The sequence below is a fragment of the Streptomyces sp. NPDC094143 genome, from assembly GCF_040303825.1.
Lineage (GTDB): Bacteria > Actinomycetota > Actinomycetes > Streptomycetales > Streptomycetaceae > Streptomyces.
The window spans coordinates 70,908-87,977 of sequence record NZ_JBEOTZ010000019.1; the positions used below are offsets into that span (position 1 = coordinate 70,908).

The following is a 17,070-nucleotide window of genomic DNA, read 5'->3' on the forward strand; positions in this document are numbered from 1 at the left end:
CCCGGCCCCAGGGCCATCCACCGCGCCGCGGCACACCGCTTCCCGACCGGAGCGGCCCTCCCGCCGGTGCGGATGCCTTGCCGGTCGCCGCATCCGCCGCACGGTTATTAACTTCTCTCATGGCCAGTGACTTTCCCGACCCGGCCGGCTCCCCCGAGGAGGCGCTCGTCCGCGTGGACGCGCGGGGTCTTGTCGAAGCTTGGAGTGTGGGAGCGCACAGGCTGCTGGGCCACTCCCCTGCGGAGGCGGTGGGACGGCCCGTCGCGGACGTGCTCGCCCCGGACGGTCAGGCTGACGCGCTGCCGATGCGAGAAGGCCGGTCCGCGCACCTCACGGTCAGACGTCGCGACGGCCGCCATGTGAGGATCTCGGTGGAAGCCCGGCTCCCGCCCGGACCCGGCTCCGCGCTCGAGTGGCGACTGACCGCGCCGGAGCCATTCCCCTTCCCGCAAGAGGCGTCGGCGCTGACGGACTGGCTGTTCCGGCAGTCCGGGGTCGCGCTGACGGTCTACGACACCGAGCTGCGCTGCCTGGGCCAAAGCACCGCGATGGAACGGCTGAGCGGCATGCCGAGCCGGGACCGCTGGGGAAGAACACTGCGGGAGATCGTCTCCGGCCGGGATGCGGAGCTCTGGGAGGAACGGGTCCGTCAGGTCCTGGAGACCGGGGAACCCGCGACGGACTTCCGAGTCCGGGTGCGCACTCCGGCCGATCCCGACCACGACCACCTCTTCTGCGTTGCGATCTCCCCGCTGCGCGATGCGCGAGGAGAGATCCTCGGCGCGTGCGTCACGCTGACCGACGTCACCGCGCAGGTCCTGGCCGAGGAACGGTTCACGCTGCTTAACGAGGCGAGCACCCTCGTCGGGAGCAGTCTGGACGTGGTGCGCACCGCCGAGGAACTAGGCGAGGTGGCCGTTCCGCGTCTCGCCGACTTCGTCAGCGTCGACCTGCTGGAGCCCTTGCTCCAGGGCGACGAGCCCGGACCGGTCACGGGGGCGGCGGTCCTGCGCCGCGTCGCGCACTCCTCGGTCCTCGACGGCGTCCCGGAGGCAGTGGCCCGTCCAGGGGAGGTGGACGTCTACCCGGCGCACTCGCCCCCCGCCCGGTGCCTGGCCACGGGCCGTCCCATCCTGCTGCGAGTCACGGACGTCACCGTCGTCCGCTGGGAGGCCGACGATCCGGCGCGCGCCGCGAAGAACCGCAAGTACGGGTTCCATTCCTGGATGCTCGTCCCCGTGCGGGCCCGCGGGGTCACTCTGGGCGTCGTCCTGTTCGGCCGGTGGCGGCACCAGGAGCCGTTCGAGCAAGAGGACCTGGATCTGGCATGCGAGTTGGTGGCACGTGCCGCGGTCTGCCTGGACAACGCCCGCCGGTTCACCCGCGAGCGCACGGCGGCCCTTGCGCTGCAGCGCAGCCTGCTGCCCCGGCGGACACCGGAGCAGACGGCGGTGGAGGCCGTCTCCCGCTACCTGCCCGCCCAGGCACAGACCGGCCTGGGAGGTGACTGGTTCGACGTGATCCCGCTGTCCGGCGCCCGGGTGGCACTGGTCGTCGGTGACGTGGTGGGACACGGCGTGCCCGCCGCGGCGACCATGGGGAGGCTGCGCACGGCCGTCCGCACGCTCGCGGACGTCGACCTGCCCCCGGACGAACTCCTCACCCACCTCGACGACCAGCTCGCCCTTCTGAGCAGCGAGGAGGAAACGGCGTCCGGCCAGGCGGGTCCCCTGTGGGCCACCTGCCTGTACGCGGTCTACGATCCCGTGTCGCGACGATGCAGCTTCGCCTGTGCGGGGCACCCTCCCCCCGCCGTCCGCACCCCCGACGGCAGAACGGTCTTCCTCGACCTGCCCGTCGGCCCACCGCTGGGCCTCGGCGACCTGCCCTTCGAGGCTTTCGAAACGGACCTTCCCGAGGGGAGCCTGCTCGTCCTCTACACCGACGGCCTCGTCACCTCCCGGCGGCGGGGCACGAACGCGGGAATGGACCGGCTGCGCGGGGTCCTCACCGCGCCCGCGGCCTCGCTCGAAGCGCTCTGCGACGACGTGATCGAGCGACTTCTCACCGAGCAGCCCGCAGACGATGTCGCCTTGCTGATCGCCCGCACCCACGCGCTGGACGAGAACCAGGTGGCCACCCGCGAGGTGCCGGCCGATCCGGCGGCCGTGGCCGAGGTCCGCTCCTGGGCCACCCACCGGCTGACCGACTGGGGCCTGGACGAGGCGTGCTTCACCACCGAGCTGGTGGTCAGCGAACTGGTGACCAACGCCATCCGTTACGCCGGCGGTCCGATACAGCTACGGCTCATCAGGGAGCGGACCCTCGTCTGCGAGGTGTCCGACGGCAGCAGCACTGCCCCGCACCTGCGGCGTGCCCGCGACTTCGACGAGGGCGGACGGGGTCTGCTGCTGGTCGCCCAGCTCACCGACGCATGGGGCACCCGGCACACACCCCGCGGCAAGACCATCTGGTGCGAACAGCGCCTGTGGTGAGTACGGCCCCGCGCGGCCTTTCAGCAGCGTGGATCGCCGCGCGCGTCCTCCGCTACGGGCCCGAACGCCAGCCCTCCCCCGGTGGGCCTCGGTGTCACACCGGGGCCCACCGCGGGCCCGGCGGCTCGGCCACCGGCTCAGCCCTCGGCGTTGCCCGCCCACACCGCGGGAGTGCGGCCGGCCCAAGGCCGGGCGCGTTCCAGTTGGCCGGCCAGGCGGAACAGCGTGTCCTCACGGCCGTACGCGGCGGCGAACTGCATTCCCAGTGGCAGTTCCGTCACCAGGTCCGTCTCCAGGGGGACGGACATGGCAGGCGTCCCGGCCACGTTGAAGGGCGCGGTGAACGGGGACCGTCCGAGGATGCGCTCCAGCCACTGCAGGCCGTCCAACTGCTCCACCTTCTCGTCGTAGGTGCCGAGCGGGACGGGCGGCTCCGGAACGGTGGGGGTCAGCAACAGGTCGTAACCGCTGAAGAAGGTCGCTAGAGCGCGTGCCACCCGGTTGCGCACGGTGAGCGCGTCGACCAGGTCGACCGCGCGGACGCCCTGCCCGTAGGCGTAGCAGGCGAGCATCCACGGTTCCAGGGTGGTGGCGTCGACGGGACGGCCGAAGGCCGTCGCGAGCGCGTCGATCTGGGCGGCCAGGTTGGCGTTCCAGATACGGGCGTTGGCCAGGACGAACTCGTCCCAGCTCAGGCCCAGGCCGACGTCCGCCTCCTCCACATGGTGCCCCAGTTCCTCGCACAGTCGCGTGGTGCGCTCCAGGGCGTTGACCACGCCGGGTGAGGTGTAGCGCCCGCCCCAGGCGTGCGTGAGGACTCCGATTCGCAGCGAACCCGGGTCGCGGGTGACCTCGACGCTGTAGGGGCGCTGCGGCGCCTGGATGCGGTAGGGGTCGCCGGGTTCCGCGCCGCTGATGTGGTCCAGCAGGGCCGCGCTGTCGCGCACCGAGCGGCTGATGCCTCCCTGGACGGCGAGACCGTTGAACACCTCGTCGAAGTCCGGGCCGACGGACATCCGGCCGCGGGAGGGCTTCAGGCCGAACAGCCCGTTGTAGGCGGCGGGCAGCCGGATCGACCCGGCGGCGTCGGTGGCATGGGCCAGCGGAACGATGCCAGCGGCCACCGCGGCGGCCGCTCCCCCGCTGGAGCCGCCGGCGCTGCGGTCCGTGGCCCAGGGGTTGCGCGTGGTCCCATACAGCACGGGTTCGGTGGTCACGCTGGCCGCCAGTTCCGGTGTGGTGGTGCGCCCCAGCGTGACCAGGCCCGCCTGCCGGAAGCGCCGCATGAGGAATGAGTCCTCGGGGGCGACGTTGCCCGCCGCGAGACGGCTGCCGAGCTCGATGCGTCTGCCCTTCATCGCCACGCCGATGTCCTTGATCAGGAAGGGCACACCGGCCAGGGACGCGGCTCCCGGCACCGGCTCACCGGGCGGTGCGTCGAGTTCCGCCTCCCAGGTCTCCACCACCGCGTTGATCTGCGGGTCCACAGTCTCGACCGCGTGCAGCGCCGTCGTGGCCAGCTCCCCGGGGCTGACTTCCCCGCGGGCGACCAGCTCGGCCAGCCCCACGGCGTCGAAGGTCACGTACTCCGAAAGCTTCATCAGATTTCCTTTGCTCCGAGGGCCGGTGATCCGGCCCGCCGCCGTCGGCGCGGGGCACGGGGTGGGCACCGGGTACCCCAACGGAAATTGATCAATCCTTTGACTAATTCGAGAGTACCTCACCCTCCACGGATGGGAACACCCACTCGCAAATCCCCGGCCGGAGGGCTTCACAGCGTGACGGAGGCGGCGTACAGTCCCGGTTCAATCAAAGCTTTGATTGATTTTCGCGAGCGCCTCGCGCCGCTTTCCGCGTGGCCAGGCCGCCTTCCCTCCCTTGCTGGCGCCACGCTTCCGTCCCCTCTTCGTCCGACCTGATCGGAGCACGCGATGGAGCCTGCAGAGCAGACAGCCACCTCCCCCGACTCACCGCCCTCTGCGACCGGCGAACCGAGCGCCGCACAGATCCTCGCGCGGCTGGAACGCCTCGACGTGTGGTCGCTCTCCTACATGTTCATAGGGATCATCGGCACCGGTTCGCTGTTCATCCTCTACGACATCTTCGACATCAATGTCGCCTTCGTGCAGGCCTGCACCCAGGTCGTGGACGGATGCACCCCCGAGACGGCGGTGGACCACCTCGGCGAGCCGGTGCTCTACCACCTGATCGGGTACGGCCTCGGGACCCTGGTACTCAGCCCCCTGTCGGACCGGACCGGGCGCCGTCACATGCTGATGATCACCATGCTGATCACCGGCATCGGATCCGTCTACTCGGCGCTGGCGACGGACTTCACCGACCTGAACATCTCCCGGCTCGTCACGGGCATCGGGGTCGGCGCCGACATCGCCGTCATGAACGTCTACATCAACGAGGTCGCCCCCCGGCGCGGCCGTGCCAAGTACACCTCGCTGATCTTCACGCTGTCCGCGTTCGGCGCCCTGATCGGCATCTGGCTCGGCCTGCTGCTCACTACCCCGGCGGCCCCCTGGCCTCACGGCCTGCCCTTCGCCCTGGCCTCCGAGGACTTCACCAGCGGATGGCGATGGATGTTCGCCATCGGCGGGGCCCTCGCGGTCGTCGCCGTGGTCTCCCGGTTCGAACTGCCCGAATCGCCCCGCTGGCTGATCCAGCGCGGCCGCATCACCGAGGCCGACCGCATCGTCAGCGCCATGGAGGCCAGAGCGGCCAAGCACGGCCCCCTCGCCGACCCGGAGCCGCTGAACGTGACCGTCAAGGCCGAGACGGGCTCGTACCGCTCGCTTCTGCGCGAACGGCGTTACCGGCTGCGCATCCCCGGTCTGCTGCTCACCATGCTCCTGGGCAACGTGGTCCTGTACACCTACGCGGGCGGCTTCACGACCGTGCTCAGCGCCCAGGGCTACTCGCCGGCCGAGGCCGGCATGGTCGGCGCCATCGGCACCCTGGGCTTCGTGGCAACCGGACTGTTCACCTACTTCTACGTCGAGCGGCTGGAACGCCAGGCCTGGGTGTGGATCGCCGCTCTGCTCAACCTGGCCGGCGGAGCCGTGATCGCCCTCGCCGGCGACAACATGCTGCTGGCCAGTACGGGAGCGGTGGTGCTGTTCTTCGGCTTCAACATATGGGTCTCCCCGCTGTACGCCCTGACAGCCGAGAGCTTCCCCACACGCAACCGCACCACCGGCTATGCCCTGGTGGACGGCCTCGGCCACGCGGGAGCGGGGTTCGCGCTCCTGCTGGTCGTGCCCCTGCTCACGCGGCTGTCGTTGCTCGGCGTGTTCACCGTCATCAGCGGGTTCCTCCTGCTCGCCGCCGTGGCCGTGCGCTTCACACCGCGCACGCGCAACCGACGGCTGGAGGACGTCTCCCCCTGACCTCCGCTCTACGCTGTGCCCGGGGCCTGTGATGTGAAAGGCCCCGGCCGCACGGCGACCGCCACCCGCTCCCGGCCGGACGGCGCAGCCGCGTCCCGCCCCGGCGGCCCCGGCACGCCGCCCCGGACCAAAGCCTCCCGCCAGCCCTCTCCCCGACCGACCGGACCGAGGAAGCCCCCGCCATGGACACCCCGAGCCTCACGACCGCACTCGCCCTGCTGCGCCGGGGCGCACTGACCAGCCGGACCCTCACCGAGGAACTCCTCGCGCGGGCCGAGCGGTTCGCGGAACTGGGCGCCTTCGTCACCCTCGACCGCGAACGCGCCCTCCGGGCCGCGCACGCGGCGGACGGCTCCCCCGCCCGCGGCCCGCTGCACGGGGTGCCAGTGGTGGTGAAGGACAACATCCACGTCGCCGGACTGCCCAACACAGCAGGCACCGCGGCCCTGGCCGGCTTCGTCCCCGCCGAGGACGCCCCGGTGGTCCGCCGCCTGGTGGCCGCCGGTGCCTTCGTCATCGGCAAGACCGGCATGCACGAACTCTCCATGGGGGCCACCAGTTCCGCCTCCTCCTCAGGTCCCGTCCGCAACGCGCACGACCCCGCGCGCTTCGCGGGCGGCAGCAGCGGCGGCAGCGCGGTCGCCGTCGCCTGCGGCGCCCTCGCCGGACTCGGCACGGACACCGGAGGGTCGGTGCGCATCCCCGCGGCGCTCAACGGCATCTGCGGCCTGCGGCCCACCCCCGGACGCTACCCAGCGGGCGGGGTCACTCCCCTGTCTGCCACCCGCGACGTCGTCGGCCCCATGGCCCGCACCGTCGCCGACCTGGCCCTGCTGGACTCCGTACTGGCCCAGGAACCCGGCACCCCGGAAACCGTGCCACCCCACCGGCTGCGACTCGGCGTGCCGGGCGGCTACTTCACCCGGCTGCTGGGACCCGAGACGGCGGAGGCGTTCACGGACTCCGTGGACAGGCTGCGCCGGGCCGGCGTCACCGTGGTCGACGTCGCCCTGCCCGGCCTCGAACGGGTTGAGGCCGAACTCGGCTTCCCCATCACCCTCTACGAGGCCCGCCGGGACCTGACCGCCTACCTCGCCCAGCACACCCCCACGATCACGCTCACCGACCTCGCCGAGCAGATCACCGCCCCGGACGTGCGCCGGGTCTTCCTCGACTCGGTCGTCGACGGCGCCCCCGGGGCCGTACCCGAGGAGCGGTACCTCGCGGCACTGCACCAGGGGCGTCCCCGCCTGCGGGCCGCCTACCGCGAGGTGTTCGACACCCACCGCGTCGACGCCCTCGTCTTCCCCACCACCCCGCGCTGCGCGGCGGAACTGAACGCGCCCGACGCCCCGGTCGAGATCGGCGGCGAACTGCTGCCGGCGTTCCAGACGTTCATCCGCCACACCGGCCCCGGCAGCATCGCCGGGCTGCCCGGCCTCACCGTGCCGATGCCGCAAGCGCCCGGAAAGACCCTGCCGGTGGGCCTGGCCCTGGACGGGCCGGAGCACTCCGACCGCACGCTGCTGGCTGTCGGCGCGCAGGTGCAGCGCCTGCTCATGTCCTGAGCCCGGGACGCGGCACGGGACCGGCTTGCCGGTGGCCGGCCCGGTCCCGTGTCCGCCCCGCCCTCGTGTCACGGTGAACGGGGACGCGCTGGGCCGGATCAGACGACCTCCGCCACCAGCAGCGCGGCCGTAGCGGCAATCAGCGCGTCGTCCGGCCGCGCGCCGGCCTCGCCCTTGGTCGTGAGGACGGACAGGACGACCGGATCCCCCTGCGGCCTGCTCCAGGTGACGCCCACGTTGTGGTTGGTGCCGTACCCGCCCTCGCCGGTCTTGCCGGCCAGGTGCCACCCCTCGGGCAGCCCGGCGCGCAGGCGCGCCATGTCGGTCTCGTTCTCCATCATCCATCCGGCCAGCCAGTTCCGGTCCGACTCGGCGAGCGCGTCACCGGCGAGGAGCTTCGCGTAGGTCTGCGCGATCGCGTGCGGGCTGGTGGTGTCCTCCGCCCGCCACGGCTCTGCCGAGTTCACCTCCGGCTCCCAGCGGTCGAGTCGGGTCGTCCCGTCCCCCACCGACCGGCAGAAACCGGTGACCGCTGCGGGGCCCCCGATCTGGCGAAGCAGCAGGTTCCCGGCGGTGTTGTCGCTGAAGCGCAGGGCGGCGTCGCACAGGTCCTGGACGGACAGGCCGCCGGCGAGGTTCTCGGGCAGAGAGGTGATCTGGGAGCCGGGCAGGAGATCCGCCTGGGAGTAGCGCACGCGCTTCCACAGGAACTCCCCGTTCTGGTCGAAGTCCCTGAGGACGGCAGCCACGGCGAGCGGCTTCCACAGCGAGCAGACGGGGAAACGCTCGTCCGCGCGGTAGCGCACCGTTTCGCCGGTGGTCAGGTTGCGGGCGAAGACCCCCAGGCGCGCGGAGTGCTCCTGTTCGAGTCCGCGCAGCCGACCGGTGATCCCGTCGGCGGGCGCCACTGCCGCGTGGGCCGTCCCCGTGCTGGAGACCGCGGCGGCCAGGGCCGTCCCGGCACCCAGGGCGAGGAACGCGCGGCGAGTCGGCTGTGCTGCCAGAAAGTCCATCGGTTCTCCTCGTGTCGGTGTTCCGCCGGGACGCTTGTCCCGGTGGTGTTACGGACCAGTGGCGGAGGAGGTCCACCGGCAGTTGAGTCTCCTCCGGCCTAGGTGCTCGCTCCCCGACGGTCGCGGTGAGCGAGCACGGCGGTCCTGTCCACGCCCCCGGGCACCGAGGGCCTGCCGGGGCTCCGACGGGCACGGGCTTCGACCGGGCCCGTGGGCACCCTCTGTCCGGCGCCGGGAGGCTCCACGTCCCGCGGGCGAACACGCGACGGAGACCTTCGTCGTCGGGGCGCATCAGAGCCTGACGCCCACTCCCCTTCCTGCCGACGCAGCCGAGTAGAGGACGGCCACGTGGTGCACACGGCGGGTTCACGAAGTTCCTGTCCCGCCCGCCAGAGTGGGAACTGCTTCTTGCGCATTGCTTGCCGCCGACTTGTCGTGCGCTTGTCAGGGACCTGAAGGGAGGACCGGAAGGCGGTGCCCTCGCCGGGCCGGCGCGCGGACCGAGCGCGCTCGCCGGGGAAGAGGTTCCGCCGGCCCCGGCCCCCGCTGTCACGGACCGGCCGAGGGCCGGTCCGTCAGTGCGCGAGCGCCGGATAGTCGGTGTAACCGCGGTGGTCGCCGCCGTAGAAGGTGGCCGGGTCGGGGGTGTTGTAGGGACCGCCGGCGGCCAGGCGGGCGGGTAGGTCGGGGTTGGCCAGGAACAGCCTCCCGAAAGCGATCATGTCCGCGGTGCCGTCCTCGACAAGGGCGAGGGAGTCCGGACCCGTGGGGTCGGGGTCGGTGAACGGGTTGAGGATGAGGGGGGCGGCCCACTCCCCGCGCAGGCGCTTGGTCAGGGTCCGGTCGGCATTCTCGACCAGGTGCAGGTAAGCCAGGTCCAGGTCGGCGACGCCGGCCAGGAGGGCCGTGTAGGTGGCTTCCGTGTCCGCCGGGTCGGTCTCGGCGATGTCGTTGAAGGGGTTGCCGGGAGATATGCGCAGGCCGGTGCGGCGGCCGCCGATCGCTTCGGCCACCGCGGTGGTGACCTCGACGGCGAACCGGATCCGGCCTGCCAGGTCGCCGCCCCAGCCGTCGGTGCGCCGGTTTGTGTTGGGGGCGAGGAACTGGTGGATCAGGTAGCCGTTGGCGCCGTGTATTTCCACCCCGTCAAAACCGGCGGCGACGGCGTTGCGCGCGGCGGCGGCGAAATCGGCGATGGTCCCGGCGATCTCCTCCGGGCTCAGTTCCCTCGGCGTGACGAAGTCCTCCAGGCCGTGCGGAGTGAAGATCTGCCCTGCGGCGGCCACGGGGGAAGGCGCGACGGGCGTCAGGCCGCCGAGGATGCCAGGGTGGCCGATGCGGCCGGCGTGCATCAGCTGGGCGAAGATGGTGCCCCCGGCGGCGTGTACGGCGTCGGTGACTGTGCGCCAGGCCTCGACCTGCTCGGCCGTGTGCAGTCCCGGGGTCCCCGGATAGCCCTGGCCGATCGCGGAGGGCTGGAGGGCCTCGCTGACGATGAGGCCAGCACTCGCGCGCTGGGTGTAATAGGCGGCCGTCAGCTCCGTGACAGTGGCTCCCGGGCCGTGCGCGCGGTTACGCGTCATCGGCGCCATCACCAGGCGGTTGGCCAGGCTCTTGCCGGACAGCTCGATGGGGTGGAACGCGGTTGTCGTCATCATGTCCTTCTCGAGAGGGCGCGGCGGAGGCCAGCCGCTGACCGGAACGGATTCGTACGCGGTTGGACAGAGGGCTCACGGCGAGGTGGCCGCCGGGCGAGCCGATGCGGATGGGGGGATCATCGGATGCCGTGGGCTGCCGGTGGATCCATGGCCGGCCGGACGGGAAGGGCCCGCTGCCTCTCCCCCGCATGGGCCCACGGGCCACACCGGCAGCCGTTCGGCTGCCGGTGTGGGCGGGGTCCGGCCGCCGCGTGCCCCGTCAGATCTGGGGGTTGCCGTTGGCGGTTGTGGGCGCGATGGGCTGGAGGACGTCCCAGTGCTCGACGATCTTGCCGCGCTGGTTGAAGCGGAAGGTGTCCGCCACGGCGGTTCCGCGGTCCGCGGGGTCGGTCCTGAACAGGGTCTGCACGACGACGAGATCGCCCTGGGCGATGGTGCGCTTCACGGTGACGGAGGACTCGGGGTACTGCTCTACAAAGTGGGTGATGCCCTTGATGAAGGCGTCGCGCCCGTTGTCGAAGTTGGGGTTGTGCTGGATGTAGGTCTCGGCGTCGATGTAACGCAGTGCGTAGGTGCGGGGATCGTGCCGGGTGAAGGCGCCTTCGAGCAGGGCGACGGCGGCCTTGGTGTTGGCGACTTCCCGAGCGCTCTGGTGGGCCGGAGCGGTTCGGGTGCCGGGAGCAGCGGACGCGTCCGCGGAGGCGTTGACGGCGGTGGCCGAGGTGGTGACGACGGCGGCCAGCAGGGCGGCGGCGAGCAGGGTGCGGTGGCGGCGGGTGAAGGACATGTGGGCTCCGTAAGGTGTTGGCGGCCCGGGAGGGCCGGATGGGGAAGAGGGGTGGATCAGGCCGCCACGGGAGAGGGCACAGCGGTGAGCAGGTCCCGGTAGCGTCGAACGTGCCGGTCCAGTTCGGTGTCGCTCAGCCAGCGGGTGCCGTGCAGAACCAGCGGGGGCGCATAACGCATGCCGGTGAAGGCGGCGGTGGCCTGCAGCGGGCTGAGCAGGTCCTCCAGTGCCCGGGTTGCGCGGCCGGCGGGGGTGTACTCGTCGTCCTTCATCCCGGTGGAGACGACGAGCTGGAGGGTCTTGCCTCGCAGGGCGTCCCCGCCTGGCCCGTACGCCCATCCGTACGTGAGCACCTCGTCGAGCCACTGCTTGAGCAGGTAGGGGACGGCGAACCAGTGGACGGGGAACTGCAGGATCACCCGGTCGTGGGTGCGCAGCAGCTCCTGTTCTGCGCCTACATCGATGCGGCGGTCGGGGTAGAGGGCGTGCAGGTCACGCACCGTGACACCGACGGCTTCGCCGGCGGCGGTGAGGGCCGCGTTGACGCGCGATGCGGCCCGGTCGGGATGGGCGAGGACGATCAGGGTCCTACCGGTGGTCGACATGGGACTCCTCGTGATGGGATCGTACAGACAGGTCTGTCTTTTAAAAAGAGACGTGGGTGAAGGTAGAGGGGCAGGGAAGGGCAGGCGGGGCGGGTTACGGGGCGGAAGTGCCGGGGCGGGGCGGGCAGGCCTGTTCCACCAGCACGGCGGCCGCGTCGGCGGCCGCGGCTGCGGCCGCCTCGCCGTCGCCCGTCCGTCCAGCGACGAGCGATCCGTCGATCAGCAGGGTGAGCTGCCGCGCCAGCACGTCGGGGTCGTCGGCCCGCGCCGCGACCGCCAGTTCCCTGACCCATGCGTGGACCGCCTTCTTGTGGGCGACCGCGACCTGGTAGGGCAGACTGCCCGGTTCGCTCTCGGCGGTGGCGTTGATGAAGGCGCACCCACGGAATCCGTGCCGCCGCCAGGCTCCCTTCACCGCCTCGAACATCCCCACAAGCTGGTCGCGGGGATCTTCACCGGCCGCCTGTGCGGCTTCCCGGAGCTTGCCGGCCCACAGGGAGTCCACGTTGCGCAGGTACGTCGCCGACAGTTCGTCCTTGGAGGAGAAGTGCGCGTACAGCGTCGCCTTCGCCACCCCCGACTCGGCGATAACCCTGTCCACTCCCACGGCCCGCAGCCCGTGACGGCCGAAGAGGTCGGCAGCGGCGAGCAGAATGCGCTCCCGCGCGGGCCGCTGGGGGTCCGCCGGTGACGTGTTCCGTCCCATCGCGCGATCCTCCCCTGCCGCTGTGCTGGCCTGACGAGAAGACCCTGACAGACAGATCTGTCTACCGTCAAGCCCTTCCACCGTCGCGAGCGTCCGCGTCGCCGGGTGACCGCGCCTGAGCACCGCTGGAACGCCTCGCCCCCGCACCCGGACAGCGGGGCGGACCATGGCGCCGCCGCGGTCATCGGCACTCGACCCGGAGACGGCAGAGAACAGCGCGGTGCGGGTTTCCGGCGGGAAACGAGTGGATGGCGGCGCACACCTTGAGCGGAGGTATGCGTCGCGTCGGCGGTGTCCTGGACCCGGGCGGCCTGCCTGGCGGGTCCGGTTCGAGGCAGGGCACAGTTGTCGGCGACAGGGCGGTGATCCACGGGGTCGGCGAGGCGCGAAGGAAGGAAGGGCGAGGATGACGGCGCACCCGTACGGCGGCCCGCCGGACGCGGAGGACGGGATGGACGAGTGGGACGACCAGTGGGATGGCAACGGCTCCGCCCTGCGCTTCTCCGGTGCCGGGGCGAGGCCGCCGCAGGGGAGTACCACCCGTCGTCCATACGCCGTCAGGACCCGTCGTCAGGCTCTGGAGGACGATGTGGCCAGGCTGATGAACCAGGAGCGTGTGAAGCGGGAACTGGTCCAACTGCGCGTCGAGGAGCGGCTGCGGACGTCGTCCCGGGCGCACAGCGAGGACATGGCGGCCGGCGGGTTCCTCAGCCACGTCTCCTCCGCCGGGACACAGCCAGCCGACCGGATGCTCGCCGCCGGATACCTGTTCCCCGCTGCGGAGAACGTCGCCGTCCACGAGCCGAACGCCATGGCGGTGGTCCGGGCCTGGATGGACAGTCCCGGGCGCCGGCGCAACATCCTGAACCCCGCCTTCCGGTCGATCGGCGTGGGGGTGCACCTGGCCCCGGAGAGTCGCGCGGCCTGGTGGACGCAGAACTTCGGCTATGTGTGACGGGACGGCCGGGCAAGCCCACGGCGGGGCGGCCACCGGGATACACCCGGCCGGAGCTGCTTCACCCCACGCCGGCCGGCCTTGAGACGGGCGGGGCCATACCGGCGGGCACGGCTGGTCTGGGCAGGACCGCGCCCGGACACGGCACGGCGGCTGCGGCGGCGTCCGTGATCCGGTCAGGACCGTCGGCGCAGGGCGGTGAACACCGATTGCGCCTCGCGCCCCAGTCGGGGGCCGGCGATCCAGCCGGTGGGGGCGGACCGCACGGAGGTGTGGGAGACGAGGACGAGGCCGCCGTCGGCGCCGGACGCGAACCAGCCGCCGCCGGAAGTGGTGCCGTCCGGAGCGGCACACCGCATGCCGAGCGTATCGGGCCCCGCCCCGCGCAGCGAGAGCGGACCGGGGCGGCCGGTGCAGGACGAACCGGCGAGGCCTCCTCCGGTGACCGCAGTCACCTTCCCAGGCGGCCGGGAGTGGTCGAAGGCGACGGGCAGCGCGCCGCCCACCGCCTCTTGGAGTGACGTACCTGCCCGTCCGGGGCCGGGGTCGACCCGCAGGACGGCGAAGTCGGCGAACGCACCGCCGGCACCGCGCGCCGTGCCCTCGGCGATCCACTTCTCGGAGACCGCGGCGTCCTCGGCCCACCAGGCGTCGGCCGCGCTCCCGGCCCGTGGAGGCTGCGTCAGGTCACTTCCGTGGGGCACGAAGACGACGTTGCGGAACCAGCCGCCCTCCTTCCCCGCGTGGACGCAGTGCCCGGCGGTCCACACCAGGTTGGACCGGCCGGGCCGGCCGGGATCCTGCACGACGGTGCCCGAGCAGAACGACGGGCCCTCAGGAGTGTCGAAGAAGACGCGGCCCACCGGTAGCACCGCCGCCAGGTGGGAGGGGCTGCCGGAGCCTGCCGCCGCCGACGGCTCGGATGCGGTGCCCGCGAGGCCCCGTACGGCCGCGGCGGAGCGGGCCATCGCCTTCCCCCGCTGCCGAGCCTCCCCCAGCCGACGGGCGTTCCACACCTGCTCGATCACGGGATTGCGGAACCCCGAGGCAGCACGCGCCCACGTCTGCGGGCTCCAGTCCTGCCAGCCCCCGTGACGCCAGGAATCCTCTCGCGACCAGACGTCGGTCCTGGCCCAGTCCCCCTCCGGGGTGTCGTCACCCCCGATGGTGCACGCCGAGGCGAACACCGCCACGAGCAGGAGCGCCACGGCCCTCAGGGTCCGCGTGCCGCCGCCATGCCGTACCGCCGGACCACGGGCGGGCGCGGGGTGAAACGTCACGACGCTCTCCTCTGTCATCTGTCATCGAAGTCGGATCTGTCATCGAAGCCGGACCGCACCGAACGGCCTCAACCGAAGGCCGGGAGGGGGAAGTTGGGTGGGAAGGGCAGGGCTGCCGAGCGGCTGGTCAGGCGCGCGCTCATCTCACACGTGTCACCCGCAGCACGGCCGGGACCTCCTCCACCGCGCGCACCGTGATGTCGAACAAGTAGCCGTCCTCGCCGGGCCGCAGGGTGGCCGTGTCGCCGGGAACAACCCGCACGTCGGTGCCCTGCTCACGGACGCCTTGCCGTGGTCCGCTGATGATGCTCACGTAAGTGGTGGACCGGCCGTCGTTGCGCACGGTCACAGCCTTGGTCCGGGCGCACCGGCCGCCGTCGGCGCGCGGATGACAGACGTAGCGCAGGTCGCCGAAGCCCGCGCTGCCGCAGGACAGTTCCAGACCCGGGGCCAGGGCGGAGCGGCAGACCCGGCCGACACCGACCCGGTCCCCCTCAGGGCCTGCGGCCGGCGGCCGCAGAACCGCGAAGAGGGCCGCCGCGGCAAGCACCGCGAGCACCCCGTAGAGGGGAAGGCGACCCGGGCGAGCCGTGCCCCGGCGCGGAGGCCGTCCGCCCTCCCCCGGCACGTACTTGTGATGGGTGAGCTGTGTGACCACGCGTCACTTCCCTGCTGCCAGGATGTCCCTCACGACCGGTCCCGCCGCGTCCCCGCCATGGCCGCCCGCCTCCACCATGGCCGCCGCCGCGACATCGTCACGGAAGCCGGTGAACCAGCTGTCGGAGACCTCTTCCCCGCCGACCTCCGCCGATCCCGTCTTCGCGCCGACGTCACCGGTCAGCCCGCTGAGCGCTTCGGCCGCCGTTCCCTGCGTGGCCGTGCGGCGCATCATGTCGCGCAGTTGTCCAGCGACGTCGTCGGGCAGTGAACGGTCCGTCTCGGCGATCTCCCGTCCGTCGAGGTCGGGTGAGACCAGGACCGGCTGGCGGAACTGCCCGGTCACAGCGGTCGCGGCGACCGAGGCCATGTTCAGCGCGTTCGCCTGCACCTTGCCCTGCCCGATCATTCCGGCGGCCTTCTCCCCGCCCTCCGCCTGCGGAACACTGCCGTCGAACGTGGCGACGCCACTGCGCCACTCCAGACCGAGGCCGAACACCTCCTTGGCCTCCCGCGTCAGTGTGTCCCCGTCGATGTCGTCCGCGAAGCCGATGAACGTGGTGTTGCAGGACCGGATGAAGGCGTCGGAGAAAGTGCCGTTCTCGATGGTGAACTTGTCCAGGTTGTGGAAGGTGGCGCCCTCGTAGCTCGCGAACTTGGGGCAGGGGGCCGGCTTCGCCGCTTCGACCAGCCCCTTCTCCAGCAGCGCTGCCGTAGTCACGATCTTCATCGTGGACCCGGGTGCGCGACCGCCCAGGAAGGCCGCGTTGAACCCGTCGGTACGGTTGTTCGCCACCGCGAGGATCTCACCGCTGCTGGGCTCGACCGCCACAGCGGAGGACTGCGGATACTTCTTCACGGCACGCTCCGCGGCCCGCTGCAGGCCAGCCGACAGGGTGGTGCGCAGTGTGGCCGGCTTGCCCCGTGACACGGTGTGCAGCGACGGGCCCGCCGTGCCGTCCCGCCGGGTGACACGGACCTCGACACCGGGGCGGCCGCCGAGCTTCTCGCCATAGCGCTTGCCCAGATCGGGCAGGACAGCCGCCAGGGACGGGAACTCCTCGGCGGTGAGCTTGGTGCCGTCCCGATCGGTGGCCTGGATCGACAGCCCGCTCGCCTCCACTATGTCCAGCGCGTCACCCTTGCGGGTGAGGCCCGGGTGCACGACAGTGGGCGACCACACGACGCGCGGCTCGCCCGTCTCCTGGTCACGTACCGTCCGCAGCGAGGAGTCGTAAGCCCACACGGAGCCGGCGTTGTCGTGCTTCACCCGGAGGGTGACCCGGAAGTCGACCTTGGCGGTGTCCTCGCGGACGACCTGCGCGGACATCTCCGGTCCCAGCTCCCGCCAGAAGCGCGCCAGCGCGTCTGAGGCCGCCGCCGAGTCGTCCGTGAGATCCGCCGCCGTGTCCACATTGCCGTCGCCCCACGCACCCAGGAACTCCTGCGCCACCGAATGGATCTCGTCATCGGACAGGGGACCGCTCTTCTTCAGCAGCCCGGCCGCGTCGACGACCGCATAACTCCCGCCACACAGGAGCACGGCGACCGTCCCCGCGATGGCGAGCTTCGTTCCCTTGTTCAACCTGGCCTCCCGGCACAACGTGCTGTACACGCCGTACAACGCAGGCCATGGCTTTCGGTTCACCGGTCGCACGTCCGGTGTTCTTGAGCGGACCGCCGCCACGGTGCGGCGTGCGGTCTGAGACCTGCCCGCCCGGCGCGGACACGGGGCGGGGCCGGGGCCGGGATCAGGCCACGGCTGCCGCGGTCCCGGCGACCAAGGGCTCGTTGGGCGGGGCGTCCGGGTCGGCTGTGGTGGACAGCACGGCCAGGACCACGGGAGGCCGACCGGGCGGCCAGGCGACACCGCCATCGTTCGTGGTGCCGTACGCGCCGGTCCCCGGCTTCTCCCCAACGGTCCAGTCGGCGGGCAGACCGGCCCCGC

Annotated in this window: 14 protein-coding genes; 4 read left to right on the forward strand and 10 right to left on the reverse strand. The window is 71.9% G+C overall.

Features of this window, described 5'->3' with window-relative positions; all coding sequences use genetic code 11:
• Positions 1–119 precede the first annotated feature (119 nt).
• Positions 120–2,495 carry a SpoIIE family protein phosphatase gene (locus ABTZ58_RS23800; protein ID WP_351360116.1) on the forward strand — a complete coding sequence of 792 codons (2,376 nt, stop codon included), beginning with the start codon at positions 120–122 and terminating at the stop codon, positions 2,493–2,495.
• 137 nt (positions 2,496–2,632) lie between these two features.
• On the opposite strand, the gene ABTZ58_RS23805 is transcribed toward ABTZ58_RS23800, so the two are convergent.
• A complete protein-coding gene (locus ABTZ58_RS23805; RefSeq protein ID WP_351360119.1) occupies positions 2,633–4,096 on the reverse strand; it encodes an amidase in 1,464 nt (487 codons plus the stop codon).
• Positions 4,097–4,426: 330 nt separating this feature from the next.
• Here ABTZ58_RS23805 and ABTZ58_RS23810 point away from each other — a divergent pair, with 330 nt between their 5' ends.
• Both ABTZ58_RS23810 and ABTZ58_RS23815 read left to right on the forward strand, forming a co-directional pair.
• Positions 4,427–5,893, forward strand: coding sequence for an MFS transporter (locus tag ABTZ58_RS23810; RefSeq protein WP_351360122.1), 1,467 nt, complete (start codon positions 4,427–4,429; stop codon positions 5,891–5,893).
• A 182-nt stretch (positions 5,894–6,075) separates the two neighbouring features.
• Positions 6,076–7,461, forward strand: coding sequence for an amidase family protein (locus ABTZ58_RS23815; protein ID WP_351360125.1), 1,386 nt, complete (start codon positions 6,076–6,078; stop codon positions 7,459–7,461).
• A gap of 98 nt (positions 7,462–7,559) precedes the next feature.
• Here the strand turns inward: ABTZ58_RS23815 and bla are convergent, their stop codons facing one another.
• From bla to ABTZ58_RS23840, 5 genes are all read right to left on the reverse strand, one after another.
• A complete protein-coding gene (gene bla, locus ABTZ58_RS23820) occupies positions 7,560–8,474 on the reverse strand; it encodes a class A beta-lactamase (RefSeq protein WP_351360127.1) in 915 nt (304 codons plus the stop codon).
• Between the two features lie 575 nt (positions 8,475–9,049).
• A complete protein-coding gene (locus ABTZ58_RS23825) occupies positions 9,050–10,132 on the reverse strand; it encodes an alkene reductase (RefSeq protein WP_351360130.1) in 1,083 nt (360 codons plus the stop codon).
• 259 nt (positions 10,133–10,391) lie between these two features.
• Positions 10,392–10,919: a nuclear transport factor 2 family protein gene (locus ABTZ58_RS23830; RefSeq protein WP_351360133.1), complete on the reverse strand. Its 528-nt coding sequence runs from the start codon at positions 10,917–10,919 to the stop codon at positions 10,392–10,394.
• 56 nt (positions 10,920–10,975) lie between these two features.
• A complete protein-coding gene (locus tag ABTZ58_RS23835; protein WP_351360136.1) occupies positions 10,976–11,524 on the reverse strand; it encodes an NAD(P)H-dependent oxidoreductase in 549 nt (182 codons plus the stop codon).
• Between the two features lie 94 nt (positions 11,525–11,618).
• A complete protein-coding gene (locus ABTZ58_RS23840) occupies positions 11,619–12,230 on the reverse strand; it encodes a TetR/AcrR family transcriptional regulator (protein WP_351360139.1) in 612 nt (203 codons plus the stop codon).
• 406 nt (positions 12,231–12,636) lie between these two features.
• Here ABTZ58_RS23840 and ABTZ58_RS23845 point away from each other — a divergent pair, with 406 nt between their 5' ends.
• Positions 12,637–13,185 carry a CAP domain-containing protein gene (locus tag ABTZ58_RS23845; RefSeq protein ID WP_351360142.1) on the forward strand — a complete coding sequence of 183 codons (549 nt, stop codon included), beginning with the start codon at positions 12,637–12,639 and terminating at the stop codon, positions 13,183–13,185.
• 176 nt (positions 13,186–13,361) lie between these two features.
• Here the strand turns inward: ABTZ58_RS23845 and ABTZ58_RS23850 are convergent, their stop codons facing one another.
• The 4 genes from ABTZ58_RS23850 to ABTZ58_RS23865 form a co-directional block, all read right to left on the reverse strand.
• Entirely contained in the window at positions 13,362–14,465 is a 1,104-nt protein-coding gene (locus ABTZ58_RS23850; protein WP_351360145.1) for a trypsin-like serine peptidase, read from the reverse strand.
• 139 nt (positions 14,466–14,604) lie between these two features.
• Complete coding sequence (locus ABTZ58_RS23855) at positions 14,605–15,024, reverse strand: hypothetical protein (RefSeq protein WP_351360148.1); 420 nt, start codon at positions 15,022–15,024, stop codon at positions 14,605–14,607.
• Positions 15,025–15,126: 102 nt separating this feature from the next.
• Entirely contained in the window at positions 15,127–16,707 is a 1,581-nt protein-coding gene (locus ABTZ58_RS23860; RefSeq protein ID WP_351360151.1) for a penicillin-binding transpeptidase domain-containing protein, read from the reverse strand.
• Between the two features lie 166 nt (positions 16,708–16,873).
• On the reverse strand, positions 16,874–17,059 hold the full coding sequence (locus ABTZ58_RS23865) for a serine hydrolase (protein ID WP_351360268.1): 186 nt from the start codon (positions 17,057–17,059) through the stop codon (positions 16,874–16,876).
• Between the last annotated feature and the right edge of the window lie 11 nt (positions 17,060–17,070).

Coding starts and splice junctions, on each gene's coding strand:
- ABTZ58_RS23810 (WP_351360122.1), top strand. CDS start 4,427: ATGGAGCCTGCAGAGCAGACAGCCACCTCCCCCGACTCACCGCCCTCT.
- ABTZ58_RS23840 (WP_351360139.1), bottom strand. CDS start 12,230: ATGGGACGGAACACGTCACCGGCGGACCCCCAGCGGCCCGCGCGGGAG.
- ABTZ58_RS23825 (WP_351360130.1), bottom strand. CDS start 10,132: ATGATGACGACAACCGCGTTCCACCCCATCGAGCTGTCCGGCAAGAGC.
- ABTZ58_RS23800 (WP_351360116.1), top strand. CDS start 120: ATGGCCAGTGACTTTCCCGACCCGGCCGGCTCCCCCGAGGAGGCGCTC.
- bla (WP_351360127.1), bottom strand. CDS start 8,474: ATGGACTTTCTGGCAGCACAGCCGACTCGCCGCGCGTTCCTCGCCCTG.
- ABTZ58_RS23805 (WP_351360119.1), bottom strand. CDS start 4,096: ATGAAGCTTTCGGAGTACGTGACCTTCGACGCCGTGGGGCTGGCCGAG.
- ABTZ58_RS23845 (WP_351360142.1), top strand. CDS start 12,637: ATGACGGCGCACCCGTACGGCGGCCCGCCGGACGCGGAGGACGGGATG.
- ABTZ58_RS23835 (WP_351360136.1), bottom strand. CDS start 11,524: ATGTCGACCACCGGTAGGACCCTGATCGTCCTCGCCCATCCCGACCGG.
- ABTZ58_RS23815 (WP_351360125.1), top strand. CDS start 6,076: ATGGACACCCCGAGCCTCACGACCGCACTCGCCCTGCTGCGCCGGGGC.
- ABTZ58_RS23830 (WP_351360133.1), bottom strand. CDS start 10,919: ATGTCCTTCACCCGCCGCCACCGCACCCTGCTCGCCGCCGCCCTGCTG.